General features: G+C 72.0%; 16 protein-coding genes. 14 read left to right on the plus strand and 2 right to left on the minus strand.

Annotated elements, in window-relative coordinates:
- Positions 1-195 precede the first annotated feature (195 nt).
- The 5 genes from HALOF300_RS13915 (at position 196) to manA (ending at position 5,280) form a co-directional block, all read left to right on the plus strand.
- On the plus strand, positions 196-717 hold the full coding sequence (locus tag HALOF300_RS13915) for a hypothetical protein (RefSeq protein WP_156741539.1): 522 nt from the start codon (positions 196-198) through the stop codon (positions 715-717).
- A 67-nt stretch (positions 718-784) separates the two neighbouring features.
- A complete protein-coding gene (locus tag HALOF300_RS13920; protein ID WP_156741540.1) occupies positions 785-2,089 on the plus strand; it encodes a nucleotide sugar dehydrogenase in 1,305 nt (434 codons plus the stop codon).
- 112 nt (positions 2,090-2,201) lie between these two features.
- Positions 2,202-3,197 (plus strand): excalibur calcium-binding domain-containing protein, encoded by a 996-nt coding sequence (locus HALOF300_RS13925; protein WP_156741541.1) that lies wholly within the window; start codon positions 2,202-2,204, stop codon positions 3,195-3,197.
- A 128-nt stretch (positions 3,198-3,325) separates the two neighbouring features.
- On the plus strand, positions 3,326-4,096 hold the full coding sequence (locus tag HALOF300_RS13930) for a class I SAM-dependent methyltransferase (RefSeq protein ID WP_197522552.1): 771 nt from the start codon (positions 3,326-3,328) through the stop codon (positions 4,094-4,096).
- Entirely contained in the window at positions 4,093-5,280 is a 1,188-nt protein-coding gene (gene manA, locus HALOF300_RS13935; RefSeq protein ID WP_156741543.1) for a mannose-6-phosphate isomerase, class I, read from the plus strand. Before HALOF300_RS13930 ends, manA begins: the two co-directional genes overlap by 4 nt.
- Positions 5,281-5,303: 23 nt before the next feature.
- Here the strand turns inward: manA and HALOF300_RS13940 are convergent, their stop codons facing one another.
- The gene (locus tag HALOF300_RS13940; RefSeq protein WP_156741544.1) at positions 5,304-6,113 is read right to left on the minus strand and encodes a TIGR03089 family protein; all 810 of its coding nucleotides are present in this window, start codon (positions 6,111-6,113) and stop codon (positions 5,304-5,306) included.
- Between the two features lie 220 nt (positions 6,114-6,333).
- On the opposite strand from HALOF300_RS13940, the gene HALOF300_RS13945 reads away from it, so the two are divergent.
- From HALOF300_RS13945 to HALOF300_RS13955, 3 genes are read left to right on the plus strand one after another with little or no spacing between them, the layout of a single operon-like run.
- Positions 6,334-6,597 carry a WhiB family transcriptional regulator gene (locus HALOF300_RS13945; RefSeq protein ID WP_165962719.1) on the plus strand — a complete coding sequence of 88 codons (264 nt, stop codon included), beginning with the start codon at positions 6,334-6,336 and terminating at the stop codon, positions 6,595-6,597.
- A gap of 32 nt (positions 6,598-6,629) precedes the next feature.
- Complete coding sequence (locus HALOF300_RS13950) at positions 6,630-10,379, plus strand: glycosyltransferase (RefSeq protein WP_156741545.1); 3,750 nt, start codon at positions 6,630-6,632, stop codon at positions 10,377-10,379.
- Position 10,380: 1 nt separating this feature from the next.
- Positions 10,381-11,931 carry a DUF5719 family protein gene (locus HALOF300_RS13955; protein ID WP_156741546.1) on the plus strand — a complete coding sequence of 517 codons (1,551 nt, stop codon included), beginning with the start codon at positions 10,381-10,383 and terminating at the stop codon, positions 11,929-11,931.
- Between the two features lie 30 nt (positions 11,932-11,961).
- On the opposite strand, the gene HALOF300_RS13960 is transcribed toward HALOF300_RS13955, so the two are convergent.
- Complete coding sequence (locus tag HALOF300_RS13960; protein WP_156741547.1) at positions 11,962-12,438, minus strand: metallopeptidase family protein; 477 nt, start codon at positions 12,436-12,438, stop codon at positions 11,962-11,964.
- 73 nt (positions 12,439-12,511) lie between these two features.
- On the opposite strand from HALOF300_RS13960, the gene HALOF300_RS13965 reads away from it, so the two are divergent.
- The 6 genes from HALOF300_RS13965 to HALOF300_RS13990 all read left to right on the plus strand — a co-directional run bounded on the left by HALOF300_RS13965 (position 12,512) and on the right by HALOF300_RS13990 (position 17,503).
- Positions 12,512-12,913 carry a DUF3499 domain-containing protein gene (locus HALOF300_RS13965; protein ID WP_154795219.1) on the plus strand — a complete coding sequence of 134 codons (402 nt, stop codon included), beginning with the start codon at positions 12,512-12,514 and terminating at the stop codon, positions 12,911-12,913.
- Positions 12,914-12,936: 23 nt separating this feature from the next.
- Positions 12,937-14,412: a phosphomannomutase/phosphoglucomutase gene (locus HALOF300_RS13970; RefSeq protein WP_231955380.1), complete on the plus strand. Its 1,476-nt coding sequence runs from the start codon at positions 12,937-12,939 to the stop codon at positions 14,410-14,412.
- Entirely contained in the window at positions 14,405-14,617 is a 213-nt protein-coding gene (locus HALOF300_RS13975; RefSeq protein WP_156741548.1) for a Trm112 family protein, read from the plus strand. The genes HALOF300_RS13970 and HALOF300_RS13975 overlap by 8 nt, the downstream gene beginning before the upstream one ends.
- Before the next feature lie 49 nt (positions 14,618-14,666).
- The gene (locus HALOF300_RS13980; RefSeq protein WP_156741549.1) at positions 14,667-15,590 is read left to right on the plus strand and encodes a cation diffusion facilitator family transporter; all 924 of its coding nucleotides are present in this window, start codon (positions 14,667-14,669) and stop codon (positions 15,588-15,590) included.
- Positions 15,591-15,686: 96 nt separating this feature from the next.
- Positions 15,687-16,649, plus strand: coding sequence for a cation diffusion facilitator family transporter (locus HALOF300_RS13985; protein WP_156741550.1), 963 nt, complete (start codon positions 15,687-15,689; stop codon positions 16,647-16,649).
- A complete protein-coding gene (locus HALOF300_RS13990; RefSeq protein WP_156741551.1) occupies positions 16,646-17,503 on the plus strand; it encodes a glycosyltransferase family 2 protein in 858 nt (285 codons plus the stop codon). Before HALOF300_RS13985 ends, HALOF300_RS13990 begins: the two co-directional genes overlap by 4 nt.
- Positions 17,504-17,534 lie beyond the last annotated feature (31 nt).

Consider the following 17,534-nt stretch of genomic DNA (forward strand, 5'->3'; position numbering starts at 1 on the left):
GCGCCCCCGCCCGCCCCCCCCCCCCCCCCGCCCCCCCCCCCCCCCCCCCCCCCCCCCCGGGCCGGCCCCCTCGACCCGATCAAGGACCGGCTGTGCTACCGCAGCGCGCCGCTCGGCGTCGTCCGTACCGAGGCGCTTGGCCGGCTCGGCCTCCGGCTCGAGGAGGGCGCGCAGGTCGGCGGCGACGTCGCCTTCGTGACCCGGTTGTGGTTCGAGGGCCGGATCGTCTTCGACCGGACCGGACCGGCGTACCGGATCGGTGAGGATGCGCAGGACCGGGTCACCTATGCGCCCCGGCCGATCGCGACCGAGCTGCGATTCCTGCGCCACCTCCTCGCGTTGCCCTGGTTCGAGAACCTCTCGCTCGAACGGCGCCGCTCGGCGTGCGTGAAATTTGTGCGTATCCACCTCTTCGGCGCCGTGCACAACCGGCCGGATCCGAGTTTCTGGACCGAGAAGGAACGCCGCTCGCTTGCCAAGGTGGCGCGCAAGCTCCTGATCGCCGCACCCGGTGCGGAGAGCGTCCTCTCGCTCGCCGACCGGCGACTCCTGGACGCGATCCTGGCGCCGGACACGGAGCCGGCCACGCTGATCGGGCTGGCTCGGGCGCGCCGCCGGCACGGACGGCCGAACACTTTGATCACACGCGACCTCGCCCAGCTCCTGGCGACGGAGGCGCCGCTGCGCCTCATGGCCGCCTCGGTCCTGCTGCGCTGAGCGCCTCGGCGCGCGTGTAGCGTCGGATCCGCAAGACCCACCCCGTCAAGACACCCGAAGGACCGCCGTGAAGATCGCAGTTGTGGCACTCGGCAAGATCGGCCTCCCGCTCGCCGTGCAGTTCGCCGAGACCGGCCACGAGGTGGTCGGTGTCGACGTGAACGCGGACGTCGTGGCGACCGTGAACCGCGGCGAGGAGCCGTTCCCCGGGGAGGCGCACCTGGCCGAGAAGCTCGCTGAGCTCGTCCCGGCCGGGCGGCTCCGGGCGACCACGGACTACGCGGACGCCGTGCCGGGGGCGGACGCCGTCGTCGTCGTCGTGCCGCTGTTCGTCGACGAGGCGAGTGCGGAGCCGGACTTCGGCTGGATGGACTCCGCGACAACCTCGATCGGTGAGCACCTCACCAGGGGCACGCTGGTCTCCTACGAGACCACCCTGCCGGTCGGAACCACGAGGAGCCGGTGGAAGCCGATGCTCGAACGCATCTCGGGCATGACCGAGGGAACCGACTTCCACCTCGTCTTCTCGCCCGAACGCGTCCTCACCGGGCGGGTCTTCGCCGACCTGCGCAAGTACCCGAAGCTGATCGGCGGGCTGTCGGATGCCGGTGCCGCGGCCGCGCGCGTGTTCTACGAGTCCGTTCTCGAGTTCGACGAGCGTCCCGACCTCGACCGGCCGAACGGGGTGTGGGACCTGGGCAGCGTGGAGGCCGCCGAACTCGCGAAGCTCGCCGAGACCACCTATCGGGACGTCAATATCGGGCTCGCGAACCAGTTCGGCCGGTTCGCCGCCGCTCACGGCATCGACATCTACTCGGTGATCGAAGCGTCGAACTCGCAGCCCTACTCCCACATCCACCGGCCGGGGATCGCGGTCGGTGGCCACTGCATCCCGGTCTACCCGCGCCTCTACCTGTGGACGGACCCCGACGCCACTGTGGTCCGGGCGGCCCGAGAGGCGAACACGGCCATGCCCGCGTACACGGTCGGACTGGCCGGCGGGGCGCTCGGCGGGCTCGAGGGCCGCACCGTCGTGGTGCTCGGCGCCGCCTACCGGGGCGGCGTCAAGGAGACGGCCTTCTCCGGGGTGTTCCCGACCGTCGCTGCACTCACGCAGGCCGGCGCGACGGTGCTCGTCCACGATCCGCTCTACACCGCCGACGAACTCGCCGGCTACGGGTTCACCGCCTACGAGTTGGGGACGCCCGTCGACGCGGCGATCATCCAGGCGGACCACCGCGAGTACGCCGACCTGACGCCGGCGGACCTGCCCGGGATCGGTGTCCTCGTCGATGGCCGAAGGATCACTGAACCCGAGGCCTGGGTGGGCGTGGACCGCATCGTCGTCGGCGCTGGCCGGCGCAGCGACTGAAGTGACGTGGATCACTGATCGAACGCCGACGCACAGGGTGACCGGGAACTAGCGTCGGCAATCGTCCCCCACTACGGCGGCACCGTCGCCGCCCACCGCCCGGAGTCCCACGATGCGCAGGTTCCTTGCTGTCCTGACCGCCCTCTCGATCCTGCTGCTCGGCCACGCCGCGCTCACTCCGTCCGCCTGGGCCAAGGGCCTCGAGGTGGGCGGACGCGGGAACCTCTACTACCTCAACGACTCGTTCTCCGGCACCGCCAACATCGCCTTCGGCTACGGCGCGGTCGGAGACCGCACCTACGTCGGGGACTGGAACGGCGACTCCCGCGACTCGCTCGTGCTGCGACGCGGGAACCTGTACTACTTCCGGAACTCGCTCTCCTCGGGGAACGCCGACCGGGTGGTCGGTTACGGCCGGACGAACGACGTCGTGCTGGTCGGGGACTGGAACGGTGACGGTGTCGACACGCTCGCGGTGCGCCGGGGGAACCTCTACTTCTTCAAGGACTCCCTGAGCAGCGGTCCGGCCGATCGGGTCGTCGCCTATGGCCGTCCGAACGACGTCGTGCTCGTCGGGGACTGGAACGGTGACGGTGTCGACACGCTCGCGGTCCGACGCGGGAACATCTACCACTTCAAGGACACGCTGAGCGGCGGCGCTGCCGATCGGGTGCTCGCCTATGGCCGGACCGCCGATGCCGTTCTGGTCGGGGACTGGAACGGCGACGGGCGGGACACCCTCGCGGTGCGCCGGGCGAACGCCTACTACCTCTCGGACAGCCTCACCAGCGCCACCGCCAACCGCGTCTTCACCTACGGCAGGGCCGGCGACGCCGTCCTGGTCGGGGACTGGAACGCCGACGGCCGGGACACCCTCGGCGTGCGTCGGGCGCCCGCCCCGGCACCGGTGCCGCAGCCGACCCCGACCCCGCCGCCGTCGACCGGCTACCCGGTCCGGCCCCGCACCCCAGACCTGGACTGCCCCGACTTCGCCAGCCGCGCCGACGCCCAGACCACGTTCAACCACTACGTTCGCCTCGGCCTCGGGGACGTGCACCGACTGGACGGTGACAACGACGGCATCGCCTGCGAGAGCCACTTCGGCTGATCCAGGTGATCGCGGGTCCGGCGCGTCGGTGACGCCGACGTGCGGTCGCATCGATCCCCGGGCGCTACCGTGTTCCCAGCCCCGCGGACCGCATCCGTGGGAGCGACCACGACCAACCTGGAGGCTCCGTGACGCAGAACCCTTCGACCCGTTCCGATGTGCAGGGGGATCCGCCCCTGGCGCCACGCGCGCTGCTGCGCTGGGACGTCGTCTCGCGGCTGCTGCGCGACCTCAAGCCCCGGACCGTCCTCGAGATCGGCTGCGGTCTCGGTGCCTTCGGCGCCCGGATCGCACCGCTGACGACGTACGTCGCGGTGGAGCCCGATGCGACCTCCTACGCGAGCGCCAACGGTGTCATCAGCCCGCGGGGTGGCACGGTCATCAACGGGACGGACCAGTCCGCCCCGGCCGGGCAGACCTATGACCTGGTCTGCGCGTTCGAGGTGCTCGAGCACATCGAGGAGGACGAGGCCGCGTTGCGCACCTGGGTGGAGCACGTCAAGCCCGGTGGGCGGATCATGCTCTCGGTGCCGGCGTTCCAGGATCGGTTCGGGCCGATGGACACCATGTCCGGACACTTCCGGCGCTACTCACCCGAGGAGATGAGTACGCTGCTCACGAAGGTGGGGATGGTCCGGCCGCAGGTCACGGTGTACGCCTGGCCGCTGGGGTACGCGCTCGAGGCGGTACGCAACCGCATGGACTCCAAGAAGCTGGCCGGCGACTACAAGGATGCCTCTGTCGAGGACCTGACCGCCGCCAGCGGGCGCACGAACCAGCCGCGCAAGCGACTGATCGGGCTCGGGATCCAGACCGCCACCGCCCCGTTCCGCTGGCTGCAGCGGCTCCGTCCGACCTCGGGCACCGGGCTGGTGGTCGTCGCCGAGCGCCCCGCGTGAGGCTTCTCGTCGGGTCTCCTCGCGACTATGCCTGGGGCTCGGCCATGGTGATCCCGAGGTTCCTGGGGTCCACGCCCACCGAGCGGCCGGTCGCCGAGCACTGGTTCGGCGCCCACCCGTCCGCGCCGTCGATGCTCGACGGCGACGGCGAACTGCCCACCTATCTGGCCGGTGACCCCGAGCGACTCCTCGGGGCCGACGTCGTGGCCCGGTTCGGCCCGACCCTGCCGTACCTGCTCAAGCTGATCGCGCCCGTGCGCCCCCTCTCGCTCCAGGTGCACCCCGATCTGAGCCAGGCACGGGCCGGCCACGAACGGGAGGAGTCCGCCGGCGTCGACCCGCTGCTGCGCAACTACACCGACGCGAACCACAAACCGGAACTCGTCTACGCGCTCACGAACTTCGAGGCGGTCAGCGGGTTCCGTGCCCCACGCCGGGCCGCCGAACTCCTCGACGGTCTGGACGCCCCGCTCGCCCGCGAGATGCTCGGCCACCTCCAGGCCAGCCCGACGGCGTCCGGGGTGCGGGCCGCGTTCACGCAGCTGCTCGTCAGCGGCGCCGACGGCGGTGCCTCGGCTGTCGAGGCGACCGCGGCCGCGTGCGCGGCCCGGCTGCGTAGCGGGCGGTCGCCGTCCGCGCGTACCGACACCATCGTGACCCACCTCGCCTCCGCCTATCCCGGTGACCCGGGCACCGTGGCGGCTCTGCTGCTCAACCCGGTGACGCTGCACCCGGGCGAGGCGATGTTCGTGCCGGCCGGCGGCGTGCACGCCTATCTCAGTGGCTTCGCCGTCGAGCTCATGGCGAACTCGGACAACGTGCTGCGGGCCGGTCTGACCCCCAAGCGCGTCGACATCCCCGAGGTCCTCGAGACCATCGACTGGGTGGCCGCTCCACCGATCCGGATCGCGCCCGAGATGTTCGACGAGTGCACCGGGGTGTACTACGCCCCGGTCGACGACTTCGAGCTCTCCGTGGCCACCCTCGACGGTCAGCACGACCGCCGGTTCCCCGGCCGTGGGCCACGCCTGTTGCTCGGCCTGGACGGCGAGCTCTCCGTGACGTCCGATGCCGATCCCGACGGCGTGACCGTCGCCCGTGGGCAGTGCGTGTTCGTGGCCGCGGACGAGGGCACGGTGCGGCTCTCGGGCACCGGGCGCGTCGCCCAGGCAGGGGTGCCCTGAGCGACACGCCCGGCCTGCACGCGTCAGGAGGCGGTGCCCTCGACCTGCGCGAGGTGGGCGAGGTCGGCCGCGGAACGAGCGTCCCCGACAACCACGACCGAGCCGCGTTCCGCCCACGCGGCCAACGACGTGGCCAGGGCCACGCGCGGGTCGGACGATGCCACCAGCGCACGAGGCCCGGTCGCCGTCGAACCGGTGGGAGCCTCCGACGGCGGACGGACGGCTCCGGGACCGGCGGCGCCGGCTGTCGTTCGCCTCGCCCAGGCGAGCAGGTCCGCGTGGCTCGCGCCGTCGATGGCGGGACCGTCGGGGTCGGACTCCGTGGGCTGCGTGAGCACGTCCGGGTACGTCATCAGGTCCGCGGCACCGTCGATCACACCAGGACCGAGCGGTCCGTCGAAGGATCTCGCCAGCGCCGGGAGAGCGACCGCGATGACGCTCCCACCTGCGCGAACTCGTTCACGGGCGCGTTCCGGGTGGGCGGTGACCACCGCGTCGACCACCGGCGGGGCACCCATGGAGCGGGGGAGTCCACCGGCGGTGTCCGCAACCGCGAGATCCACGGACGCACCGGCACGCAGCGCGGCCAGGGACCAGACCATCGCGCGCCAGTGCACGGGCAGATCAACCCCGACGACGACACGCGGCCCAGCGTCCGCCTCCTCGGTGAGCAGATTCGTCGCTTTGATGACCCAGTTGGCGAGGACCCGCCCCGAGAGTTCCACCCGTTCGGAGTCAGGGCCGTACCAGGTCAGCCGCGGCGAGGTCGGGTCGGTGGCCTGCCAGAACTCGACCAGCTCGCGGACGGAGTCGAGGGGGGTATCGTGCGCCATACCTGCGAGGGTAGGCCGTGCACGACACGCCGGTGACCGCCATCAAAATCCGCTCTCGGCTTGACTCAAGCGGGTTACACGCGTGTAATTCATTGCAAGCGCCTCGTTCCCGGGGTGTCCGAGCAAGGGGCATGTACGACGATTGGGGTAAGCCGTGTGGAACATTCTGGGAGAGGGACCTCTCACCAACGGAATTCCGCAGCCGGTCCCGGCCCCACGCATGGAACTCGCGTTCCCGGTGGATGGCTACGTCGATGATGACGGCGCGCTGTCCTGGCAGGAGCGTGCGCTCTGCGCGCAGACCGACCCGGAAGCATTCTTCCCCGAGAAGGGCGGGTCCACCCGTGAGGCCAAGCGGGTCTGCGTGTCATGTGAGGTCCGGGTGGAATGCTTGGAGTACGCACTCGAGCATGACGAGCGGTTCGGCATCTGGGGTGGCCTGTCCGAGCGTGAGCGTCGCAAGCTCAAGCGCCGAGCGATTTGAGCGGGCCTCGGCGCTCGCCGAGTGAAAGCCGAATGAAGGCAACCGCCGCGCAGACCCACTCCGCTCCCACTTGGAACACGCTCGCCATCGTGGTGGGCGCGGCAGACTCGCCCTACCTACCCACCACGCTCGCAGCGCTCGCCGCCCAGACCGCTGCGCCCGAGCACGTCCTGATCGCCGCCCTCGGGCAGCAGCCGCGAGAGAGCGAGCTGCGGCAGATCGCGACGGAGGCCGGCCTCTCCCCCGAGGACATCACCGTCGTCCCGGCGCCCGGGGCACGGACCTTCGGTGCGGCGGTGCGCCGCGCCCTGACGGAGAGCGGGTTCGACCCGGTCACCGACGGTACAGCCGACGGGCGGACCAGACGCTGGCTCTGGCTGCTCCACGACGACTCGGCACCCGAGCCCGTTGCCTTGGCCGAGCTCCTCGGAGCCGTCGAGGGGAGCCGGGCGATCGCGATCGCCGGCGTCAAGCAGGTCGACTGGGACGCACCGGACCGGCTGATCTCGGTGGGCATCAGCGCTACCTTCGACGGCCAGCGGTTCACCGGTATCGAGGACGGTGAGATCGACCAGGGTCAGCACGACGCACGCGAGGACGTCTACGCCGTCGGCACTGCGGGAATGCTGATCGACGCGACGCTTTGGCGAGCACTGCGAGGCCCGGACCCGGCTCTCGGACCGTTCCTGGACGGGCGGGACCTGTGCCGCCGGGCCCGCCTTGCCGGCCACCGGGTGGTCGTGGTGCCGCGAGCGGTCGTGCGGCATGCCCGGTCCGGATACTTCGGACTCCGGGAGGTCGACGGATCGCGCACCGAAGAGCCGCGCGCCCAGGAGCCGCGGCGCTCGTTCCGGGCCCGACGGCGGGCGATCCTGCACGTCCGACTCACGCAGGTCCCGGCCGTGCTGATGCCGCTCGTGGCGATCGCCGCAATCGTCGCCGCACCGGTCCGGGCGATCTGGAGGGTCGCGACGAAGGAACTCGAGCTGGCCGGGGAGGAGTTCATCGCCCTCGGCGTGCTCGGCCACCCGCGTGCGATCTCCGCGGCACGCCGTCGGGGCGGCGCGACCCGGAAACTCCCGTACCGCCGCCTGCGACCGTTGCAGGCCTCCTGGTGGGAGGTCTGGCGACTGCGCCGGGACCGTCGACGGCAGGCCGTGGCCGAGCGAAGGGCGGCCCGGGCGCCGAGCGAGCTGGAGATGGCCGAACGAGCCGCCGTGGCGCTGCGACGCCGGCTCACCCTCGGCACGGTGCTCGTGGTGGTGGTTGCGCTCAGCCTGCTCACCATGGCGCCGGTCGCCTTCTCCGGCGCGCTCACCGGGGGTGCGCTGTTGCCCGTCGACGGGACCTTCGCGCAGGTCTGGGACGCCGCACTGGCCTCGTGGATCGGCACCGGGGACGGCCACCCGGGTCCGCCGGACCCGTTCCTCGGGCTCCTCGGCCTGCTCTCGCTCGTGACCGGCGGACCACTCGGCACGCCGATGCGGATCAGCATCGCCGCGCTGCTTGTGGCGGCGATGCCGCTGGCCGCGCTCGGCGGCTGGTTCGCCGCCGGTACCGCCTCCCGCTCGGTGCTGCTGCGGGCCTGGGCCGCGCTCGCGTGGGCGCTCGGACCTCCGTTGCTGCTCGCGCTCGGCCACGGTCGCCTCGGTGCGGTGATCGCCCACCTGGCCCTGCCGTTCGTTGCCCTCGGCGTGATGAGGGCGCTCGGCCTGGACCGCCGGGACGTGGTCATCTCGGGCATGGTCGGCGCGCAGCGGGTCTCGCCTCGCTCGAGCGAACGCGATGGCGTCCTGTCCGGCGAGGCGAAGCGCGCCCGGCTGGCAGCCCTCGCGGATCCCGAGGTCGCCGATCCGGGGGCCGAACCCGCCGACGACGGCGGGCCCGTGACCGAGGCCGACGGTGCCGAGGACATCACCGCCACGGAAAGGGCATCGGCCCCCGACGGATCGACAGATCGATCGGCGACGGCGGAGGACGACGTCGAGGTGACGAGCGAGGCGAGCCCGGTCGCGGACGGGCCCGCCCGGCCCTCGACTTCCCGGCTCGACGACTGGGACTCCGACGACCTCCCGGTGATCGTGTCGAACACCAGCGGTGACTACGTGCCGGACGACGAGCCCGAGGCTGCCACCGTGATCACCCGGACCTCCAACGTCGGGTCGCTCGGCGCCGCCGCCGCGGCGGGGCTCGCGTTCACCATCGCGTGCGCGGGCGCACCGGTGCTGCTGCCCGCAGGCATCCTCGCGCTCGCCCTGCTCGCGCTCGCCCTTGGCCGCCGCAAGCGGCTCGCCGTCGGCCGCAAGCGCCTGGTGTTCGTGGCCCTGCCGGCCCTGGTGGTGCTCGGGCCGCTGCTCTCCCACGCGCTTGCCACGGCCGGCGACGGCGGATGGCGTCTGATCTTCGCCGACCCCGGGGTCCCGTTCGCGTCCGACCCCGGTCCCGCGTGGCTGACCCTGCTCGCGTGGCCCGCGTCGCCGACCAGTGTGCCGTTCCTGGACGGCACCGCCGCGACGGTGCTCCCGCTGATCGCGTCCGGAACCGTGCTCGCCGCCGCGGTCCTCGCCCTGTTCCGGGGCGCCGGCCGGGCCCGCGCCATCCGGATCGCCTGGCTCCTGGTCGCCGTTGGCGTGCTCAGCGCGGCCGTATCGGTCCGGGTGCCGGTGGCGATCGGTCGGGCTCTGGGCACCGACACGGACGTCGTGGTGCAGGGCTGGGCGGGACCGGGCACCTCCCTGGTGCTGCTCGGGTTGCTCGCCGCCACCCTCGCCGCCGCCGACGGCCTCAAGGGCAGCCTTGGTCAGGTGAGTTTCGGCTGGCGCCAACCCGCCGCGGTGGCCGCGACGGTCATCGTGGTGGCCGGACTGGTGTGCTCGGCGACCCTCTGGACCACCCGGGTGCTGGCCGAGCGCAGCGGCGCCGAACCCGCCGGACTCGTGCAGGTCGCCGCACGCACTGCCGAACCGGTGCCCGCCCTCGGACTGGAGGTGCAGCGACCGCCGCAGGGCGCCCGGGTGCTCGCCCTGACCCCCACCGAGAGCGGACTGGACGCCCAACTCTGGCGTGGCGACGGGCCACAACTGACCGAGACCGCCACCGCCGTCGCACTCGGGGGCCTGGTGCGGGTCGAGTCCGCCGACGATCTCGCCGCCCCAGAGGTCCTCGATGCCGCGGATGCCGACCTGGGTGGGCTCGTGGCCGCCCTCGCGACCGGCACGGCGACCGACGCGGCCACGGCGCTGGCGACCCACGCCGTTGCCGTCGTGGTCGTGCCCGCGGTCGATGCCAACGCGAGCGGTGTGCTCGCCGATCCGACCGAACGGAGCCGGCTGATCGCCCTGCTGGACTCGGTGCGCGGGCTGGACCGGGTCACCGAGAACGACAGCGGCGTGATCTGGCGCGTCAATCTCGGCGACGGATCCACGGACGCCTCGATCGCGCGCGCCCAGGTGACCGACACGACCGGCGCGGTGCTGGCCATCGTGCCGTCCACCGGTGTGACCGCGGCGGGCCGGATCACGGCGGACGGCTCCGGGCGCACCCTGGTCCTCGCCGAACGGGCCGATCCGTCCTGGCGGGCCTGGGTCGGTGGCCAGCCGCTGCGGTCCGTCGACGCGGGCTGGCGGCAGGCGTTCAGCATCCCGGACGGCGCCGTGGGCACCATCGAGGTCCGCTACGAGCATGCCCTGCACATGCCCTGGCGAGTGGTCACCATCGTGGTGCTCGCGCTCACCGTCCTGCTCGCCCTGCCGACCCGGCGCCGCCGGTTGGAGGACACCTGAGATGACCTCGACACCCCGACTGAATTCCCGCCTGCGGTCCGTCGCCCGCGGCATCGGCGCCGCCGCCTCCGGCCTGCTCGTCCTCGGGCTGACCGGGGCGGTCGTGGGGGCCGCCACGCTGGCCCCACCGCCGGAAGCCACGACCGTCCCACCTCCCGAGATCAGCGTCGGCGCCGCCCCACTTTCCATGGTGTGTGCCGGACCACCGCTCCTGGCGAGCGACGACGGATCGGACATCGACGTCGACGACGAGTTCGGATCCGGTGGTGCCGACGTCGTCGCGGTCGCCGAGGCCGTGGTCCTCGGTCGCGACGGCGAGCCCCCGGCCGCAACGTGGAGCTCCGTCGGCGGCGATCCGGTCGAGGTGCCCGGCACCGGCGACATCCGGTACCTGAGTCAGAGCGACCCGAACGGGCCCGCGTTGCTGCGCGCCGAACCGGACGGTGACGCGACCGCGCTCGCTGCCGGCGCCTCGGCGGCGCGGCAGGACACCGGTGACCTGCGTGGCCTCGCCGCGGCGGAGTGCCAGGCGCCGTCCTCGAGTATCTGGTTGGTGGGCGGGGCGACCGAACTCGGGTCGAGTGCCCGGTTGACACTGACGAACCCCGGGGACACCGCGGTCGCGGCGAGCGTGGACATCTGGGGCGCGGCCGGCCAGGTCAGCGCCGACAACCCCGTCCTGGTGGGACCCGGCGCCAGCGAGTCGATCCTGCTGGAGTCCCTCTCCCTCGAACCACGGATCGCCGTCCGGGTCAGCGCGGACGGCGGTCGGCTGACCGCCGAGATCCAGGACAGTGCGCTCAACGGCGTGGTGCCCGCCGGTACCGACCTGGTCACGGCCACGGCCGACCCTGGCCTGGACCTGACCATCGGCCCGGTGCCGCTGCCGGAGACCGACGCCTCGGCCGCGGCACCGTCCGTGGTTCGCTTGGCGAACCCGAACACCGAGCCCACCACGGTGACCGTGTCACTGCTCGGCGAGGACGGCGAGGAGGTCCTCGCAGGTACCGAGGGGATGATCCTCGAGCCCGGGGCGGTCACCGACGTCTCCTTGGCGGGTGTCCCCGCCGGCTCCTGGACCGTGCGCGTGGGTGCCGACCAGCCGGTCACCGGCGCGGTCATGCTCACCCGACTCGGTGAGGCCGGTGAGCTGGACCCGGACGAGCCGGTGCTCGACCGGGCCTGGATGCCCGCGCGGACAGCGGTCGACCACGGGCTGCTCGCCATCCCCGGCCTCGGATCGGTCGTCGACGACGCCGGACTGGCGATCACGAACCCGCTCGAGGAGGACCAGACCGTCACGCTGCGCACGGTGGACCCCGCCGGGCAGGTCGGCGAATCCGTGGAGATCGAGCTCGGCGCCGGGACCACCCTGGCCGTCACCGACCGCGTCGACCTGTCGAACACGGTCGCCGTCGAGGTGAGCGGCAGCGCCGTCCTCGCCAGCGTGGCTCTGAGTGCGGAGGCCGCCGACGGTCAACTACTCAGCATGCTCCCGCTCACCCCCGACGCCGACGAGGACCAGAGCGTGACGGTGCGGCTCGGTCCCTGAGCGCGTGGCCCGGGTCCGTGCGGCCGGGCCTCAATCCCGGTAGGTGGGGTCGATGTCCTCCGGGTCCCGGCCGAGCATCTGGGCGAGCTGTTCCACCAGGACGTCGCGCACGAGAGCGGCGATGTCATCGGAGTCCGCGGATCGGCCGACCACGGGACGTCGGTACACGACGATCCGGTGACTCAGGCCCGCTGCGGGGTCCGCGGGGAAGTAACGACCCAACGGGACCGCACCGGTCTCCCAGGGAGCCGGTGCGGACGGTGGGACCTCCTCGACCGCGAACTCGACGCCGTCGAGATCGGAACCCAGGTGCTTCTCCAAACGTTCGACGGTGCTGAGCAGCGTCTCGTCGAACCGTTCCCCGCGGGTGCGCCAGCCCGGCAGCGTCGGTGGCAGGAGCGGACCCCGCAGCCCGCGCCCGCGCCGGTCCCGGCGGGCCGAGCCACGTCGGGACGGGAACACAACGCGGCTCACGTCACGGCCGGCAGCCGGCGGTTCCTCGGTCATGTCACCAAGGGTGCCAGAGTCGGCGGCGTGGGGTCGCCGAGGAGGGCAGGGGGAGGGGGTAGCCTCTCATCTCGTGAGAGCGACCCGAGGCTGCACCCGTTCTGCGTGCACGGCGCCTGCCGTGGCGACGCTCACCTACGTGTACTCCGACTCCACAGCCGTGCTCGGCCCGCTCGCCACCAATGCCGAGCCGCACACGTACGACCTGTGCGCGCCGCACGCCGAACGGCTGACCGTGCCCCGGGGCTGGGACGTGGTGCGTCTGGCCACCGAGTTCGAGCCCGCACCGCCGAGTTCGGACGACCTCCTCGCGCTCGCCGACGCAGTCAGGGAGGCGTCCCGAGCCGTCCCGCCGCCGTCCGTGCCGGCGGCCCGCGGCCAGTTCGCCGCCCCCGCGCCCGTCACCCAGGCCCGCCCGACCCCGCAGGCGGGCCGGCGGGGCCACCTCCGGGTGGTTCGCGACGACGGCGAGTGAGCCGGCCGGTAGGCTCCGGTATCGTGCCTGACTCGCCTGAACTGCCCGATTCGCCGGACTCGCCACGCCTCGATGCCATCGTCAAGGCGTACGACGTGCGTGGGCTCGTCCCCGACGAACTCGACGAGGACACCGCCCGCGCGCTCGGCGCGGCCTTCGCAGACGTCGTCGCCGCCACGGCGCACAAGCCCGCGGTCGTGATCGCCCACGACATGCGCGCGACCTCGCCGGGGTTGGTGACCGCGTTCGCCGACGGAGTCACCTGGCGCGGAGTCGACGTCATCCGCGTCGGCCTCGCCTCCACCGACGGGCTCTACTTCGCCTCCGGCAGCCTGGACCTGCCCGGGGCCATGTTCACCGCGAGCCACAACCCGGCGCAGTACAACGGCATCAAGATGTGCCATGCCGGAGCCCGACCCGTCGGCCGGGACACCGGGTTGGCCGACGTCAAGACGCTGGCAGCCGCCTACCTGGCTGAGGGGATCCCCGCGGCCGAGCCGGCCGGCACGGTGACCGAACGGGACCTCCTCGCCGACTACGCCCGGCACCTGCGCACCCTGGTGCCGCTGGACGGCGTGCGGCCGATGAAGGTCGTCATCGATGCCGGCAACGGCATGGCCGGTCTCACCGCCGGCGCCGTGCTGGGCACGGACGCGGGCCTGGACGACCTCGGCCTGGACCTGGTGCCGATGTACTTCGAGCTGGACGGCACGTTCCCGAACCACGAGGCGAACCCACTTGAGCCGAAGAACCTGATCGACCTGCAGGCCACCGTGGTGGCCGAGCAGGCGGACATCGGCTTGGCGTTCGACGGCGACGCGGACCGGTGCTTCGTCGTGGACGAGCGCGGCGTCAGCGTCAGCCCGTCCGCGATCACGGCACTGGTCGGCCTCCGGGAACTGGAGAAGGAGAAGGCGGCAGGCCGAACCGCCACCATCATCCACAACCTGATCACTTCACGTGCGGTACCGGAACTGGTTGAGGGCTCGGGCGGGCGAGCTGTGCGCACCAGGGTGGGGCACTCGTTCATCAAGGCCGAGAAGGCCGCCGAGGAGGCCGTGTTCGGCGGTGAGCACAGCGCCCACTACTACTTCAGGGATTTCTGGTTCGCCGACACCGGCATGCTCGCCGCGATGCACGTGCTGCAGGCGCTCGGTGAGGCCGACGTGCCGCTGTCCGCCCTCGCCCAGATCTACACCCCGTACTCCGCGTCGGGGGAGATCAACTCCCGGGTGGCCGACGTCGACGCCGCCCGCGAGCGAGTGCTCCAGGCGTTCTCCGACGACATCGACGCCGGCGTGGTCACGGTGGAGGAGTTCGACGGGCTGACCTTCACCCACTGGGACCAGACCCCGCGGTGGTGGTTCAACCTGCGCAGTTCCAACACCGAGCCACTGCTGCGGCTCAACGTCGAGGCCCAGGACTCCGACATCATGATCAAGATCCGTGACGGCGTACTCGCGCTCGTGCGCGAAGGAGAAGAGGCCACCCATGACTGAGTCCCGACCCGAGCAGAACACGCTGCCGATCGAGGACTGGCTGCGGGCGATCGTGCGGTGCCCGGTCACCGGATCCGAACTGGTCGACGGTCTCGGCCCGGACGGCGAGCCGGAACTCGTCAACACGAGTGGGTCCCCGCGCCTGGCCTACCCGGTCCGCGGCGGCGTACCGGTTCTGCTCGCCCACGAGGCGCGGCCGGTCTGAGGACGTTCCGGTCCGCCGGCGGCGGGACCGGTCACAAGGAGGCGCGCGGATGTCCACGGGTGGAGGCACGAAGGCCGTGGTCGCCGCGCTGTCGGCGAACCTGGGGATCGCCGTCACGAAGTTCGTGGCCTACGCGCTGACCGGGTCGAGCTCGATGCTCGCCGAGGGAGTGCACTCGGTCGCGGACTCGGGCAACCAGGCACTGCTGCTGATCGGTGGCAAGCGGTCTCGCCACGCGGCCTCGGCGGTGCACCAGTTCGGCTATGGCCGGGCCCGTTACGTGTACGCGTTCCTCGTCTCCATCGTCCTGTTCAGCCTGGGTGGCTGCTTCGCGCTGTACGAGGCGTGGCACAAGTTCTCCGACCCGCACCCGATCGAGGACTGGCGGTGGGTGCCGGTGGCGGTCCTGCTGCTGGGCCTGGTGATGGAAGGGCTCTCGTTCCGGACGGCGGTCAGGGAGGCCAACCACGCCAGGGGCGCCACGAGCCTGACGACATTCGTGCGCCAGTCGCGTGCCCCCGAACTGCCGGTGATCCTGCTGGAGGACTTCGGCGCGCTGATCGGCCTCGTGTTCGCGCTGTTCGGGGTCGGCATGACGCTCGGCACCGGCGACGGGCGCTGGGACGCGATCGGGTCCGGTGCCATCGGCTTGCTCCTGGTGGCCATTGCGGTGTTCCTCGCGATCGAGATGAGCTCGCTGCTCATCGGAGAGTCCGCGCTGCCCGAGCACCAGGCGGCCATCGAGGCGGCCATTCCCGGGGCCGGTGTGCTCTCCGTGATCCACATGCGCACCCTCCACCTCGGCCCGGAGGAGCTCCTGGTCGCCGCGAAGATCGAGGTGGAGCCCGACGCGGATGCCCGCGCCGTGGCCACCGCGATCGACGCGGCCGAGGTGCGGATCCGGGCAGCCGTGCCGCTGGAGACCCAGATCTACCTCGAGGCGGACCTGCGTCGCCACCTCGCGCAGGACTGACTCCGCCCGCCGCCGCTGGCCCCGTGGCGAGGTGCTGGCGAGCCTTCGGTACGATTCCCTCCGACACATCTCACCGACGGACGGATACGGACGCACATGGCCGCAAGCGGGGGCACCAAGGCAGTCATCACGGCACTGTTCGCGAACCTCGGCATAGCGATCGCGAAGTTCGTGGGCTGGCTGCTGACCGGCTCGAGTTCGATGCTGGCCGAGTCCGTGCACTCCGTCGCGGACACCAGCAACCAGGCGCTCCTCCTGCTCGGCGGCAAGCGCGCCCAGCGCAAGGCCTCCGAGGTGCACCAGTTCGGCTACGGCCGGATCCGGTACGTGTACGCGTTCATCGTCGCGATCATCCTGTTCTCCCTCGGCGGGCTGTTCGCCCTGTACGAGGCGTGGCACAAGTTCTCCGACCCGCACCCGATCACCGAGTGGCAGTGGGTGCCGATCGTGGTACTCCTGATCGCCGTGGTGCTGGAGTCGTTCGCGCTGCGCACCGCGGTCATCGAGGCGAACCACGTGCGCGGCCGCACCCCGATCTTCAAGTTCGTCAAGACGTCCCGATCGCCCGAGATCCCGGTGATCCTGCTCGAGGACACCGGCGCCCTGCTCGGCCTCGTGTTCGGCCTGTTCGGGGTGTCGATGACGCTGATCACCGGCGACGGCCGCTGGGACGCCATCGGTTCCGGCGCCATCGGCCTCCTGCTCGTGGTGATCGCGGTCTTCCTGGCGCTGGAGATGAAGTCGATGCTCGTGGGCGAGTCGGCGCTGCCGGAGCACCAGGACGCGATCGAGGCGGCGGTGGTGGGTGGCGGCATCACCTCGGTGATCCATATGCGCACCCTGCACCTGGGGCCGGACGAGTTGCTCGTGGCCGCGAAGGTCGAGGTGGCCCGCGACGACGACGCCGAGGAGGTCGCCGCTGCGATCGATGCCGCCGAGGTGCGCATCCGCGAGTCGGTGCCACTCAGGCTGACGATCTACATCGAGCCGGACCTGCGCCGCCCGGCGACGACCGGCCCCGCGGGATCCGACCAGCCGGGTGGCCCGACCACCGCATGAGCGCCGATGTCCCTGAAGTCCGCGTCGTCTGCGTCACGTTCCATCCCGGCGCGGAACTCGAGGACTTCGCGACGACCCTCGCCGGTGCGAGCAGCGCACCTGTCGAGCTCGTCTTCGTCGAGAACGGGGCGGACCCGGAGGTTGCCCTGCGGGTGGCCGGCAGGCATGGCGGCACCGTCGTGGAGACCGGGACGAACCTCGGCTATGGGGCTGCGGCGAATCGTGGCGCCGAGGGAGCGCGCGGCGAGTGGCTGGTGGTGGTCAACCCGGACGTCGAGTGGACGCAGGGCTCCCTCGACGAACTCATCCGGGCCGCCGACCGACACCCGAGGGCCGGCTCGCTCGGACCGGCGATCCTGAATGTCGACGGGAGCGTCTACCCGTCGGCGCGGGCGCTGCCCTCGGTGCGGACCGGTGCGGGTCACGCGTTGCTCGCTCGGGTCTGGCCGGGCAACCCATGGACGAAGGCCTACCGCAGGACCCAGGAGAGCGCCGGGGCCGTCGAGCACGAGGCCGGCTGGCTGTCGGGGGCGTGCCTGCTCCTGCGGCGAGAAGCGTTCGAGGCCGTGGGCGGCTTCGACGAGGCCTATTTCATGTTCTTCGAGGATGTGGACCTTGGCGACCGGCTCGCCCGCGCCGGTTGGACGAACGTCTACGTGCCCACGGCCCGGGTGATCCACGACCAGGGTTCGTCCTGGCGGGACAAGCCGGCAGCCATGATCCGGGCGCACCACGTGAGCGCCGAACTGTACCTGCGCCGCAGGTACTCGACCTGGTACCTCTTTCCACTCCGCTGGGCGCTCGCGACGGGGCTGCGCGTGCGGTCCTGGCTTCAGACGCGCGCAGCCCGCTGAGGCCGACCGGCCCCAGCGGGGTGACTGCGCG

Source organism: Occultella aeris (assembly GCF_902703175.1).
Classification (GTDB): domain Bacteria; phylum Actinomycetota; class Actinomycetes; order Actinomycetales; family Beutenbergiaceae; genus Occultella; species Occultella aeris.

Bases quoted from the DNA above. Each gene is read 5' to 3' on its own strand.
- HALOF300_RS13990 (WP_156741551.1), top strand. From the start codon at position 16,646: ATGAGCGCCGATGTCCCTGAAGTCCGCGTCGTCTGCGTCACGTTCCAT.
- HALOF300_RS13960 (WP_156741547.1), bottom strand. From the start codon at position 12,438: ATGACCGAGGAACCGCCGGCTGCCGGCCGTGACGTGAGCCGCGTTGTG.
- HALOF300_RS13955 (WP_156741546.1), top strand. From the start codon at position 10,381: ATGACCTCGACACCCCGACTGAATTCCCGCCTGCGGTCCGTCGCCCGC.
- HALOF300_RS13950 (WP_156741545.1), top strand. From the start codon at position 6,630: ATGAAGGCAACCGCCGCGCAGACCCACTCCGCTCCCACTTGGAACACG.
- HALOF300_RS13940 (WP_156741544.1), bottom strand. From the start codon at position 6,113: ATGGCGCACGATACCCCCCTCGACTCCGTCCGCGAGCTGGTCGAGTTC.
- HALOF300_RS13945 (WP_165962719.1), top strand. From the start codon at position 6,334: ATGGAACTCGCGTTCCCGGTGGATGGCTACGTCGATGATGACGGCGCG.
- HALOF300_RS13980 (WP_156741549.1), top strand. From the start codon at position 14,667: ATGTCCACGGGTGGAGGCACGAAGGCCGTGGTCGCCGCGCTGTCGGCG.
- HALOF300_RS13925 (WP_156741541.1), top strand. From the start codon at position 2,202: ATGCGCAGGTTCCTTGCTGTCCTGACCGCCCTCTCGATCCTGCTGCTC.
- HALOF300_RS13985 (WP_156741550.1), top strand. From the start codon at position 15,687: ATGGCCGCAAGCGGGGGCACCAAGGCAGTCATCACGGCACTGTTCGCG.
- HALOF300_RS13975 (WP_156741548.1), top strand. From the start codon at position 14,405: ATGACTGAGTCCCGACCCGAGCAGAACACGCTGCCGATCGAGGACTGG.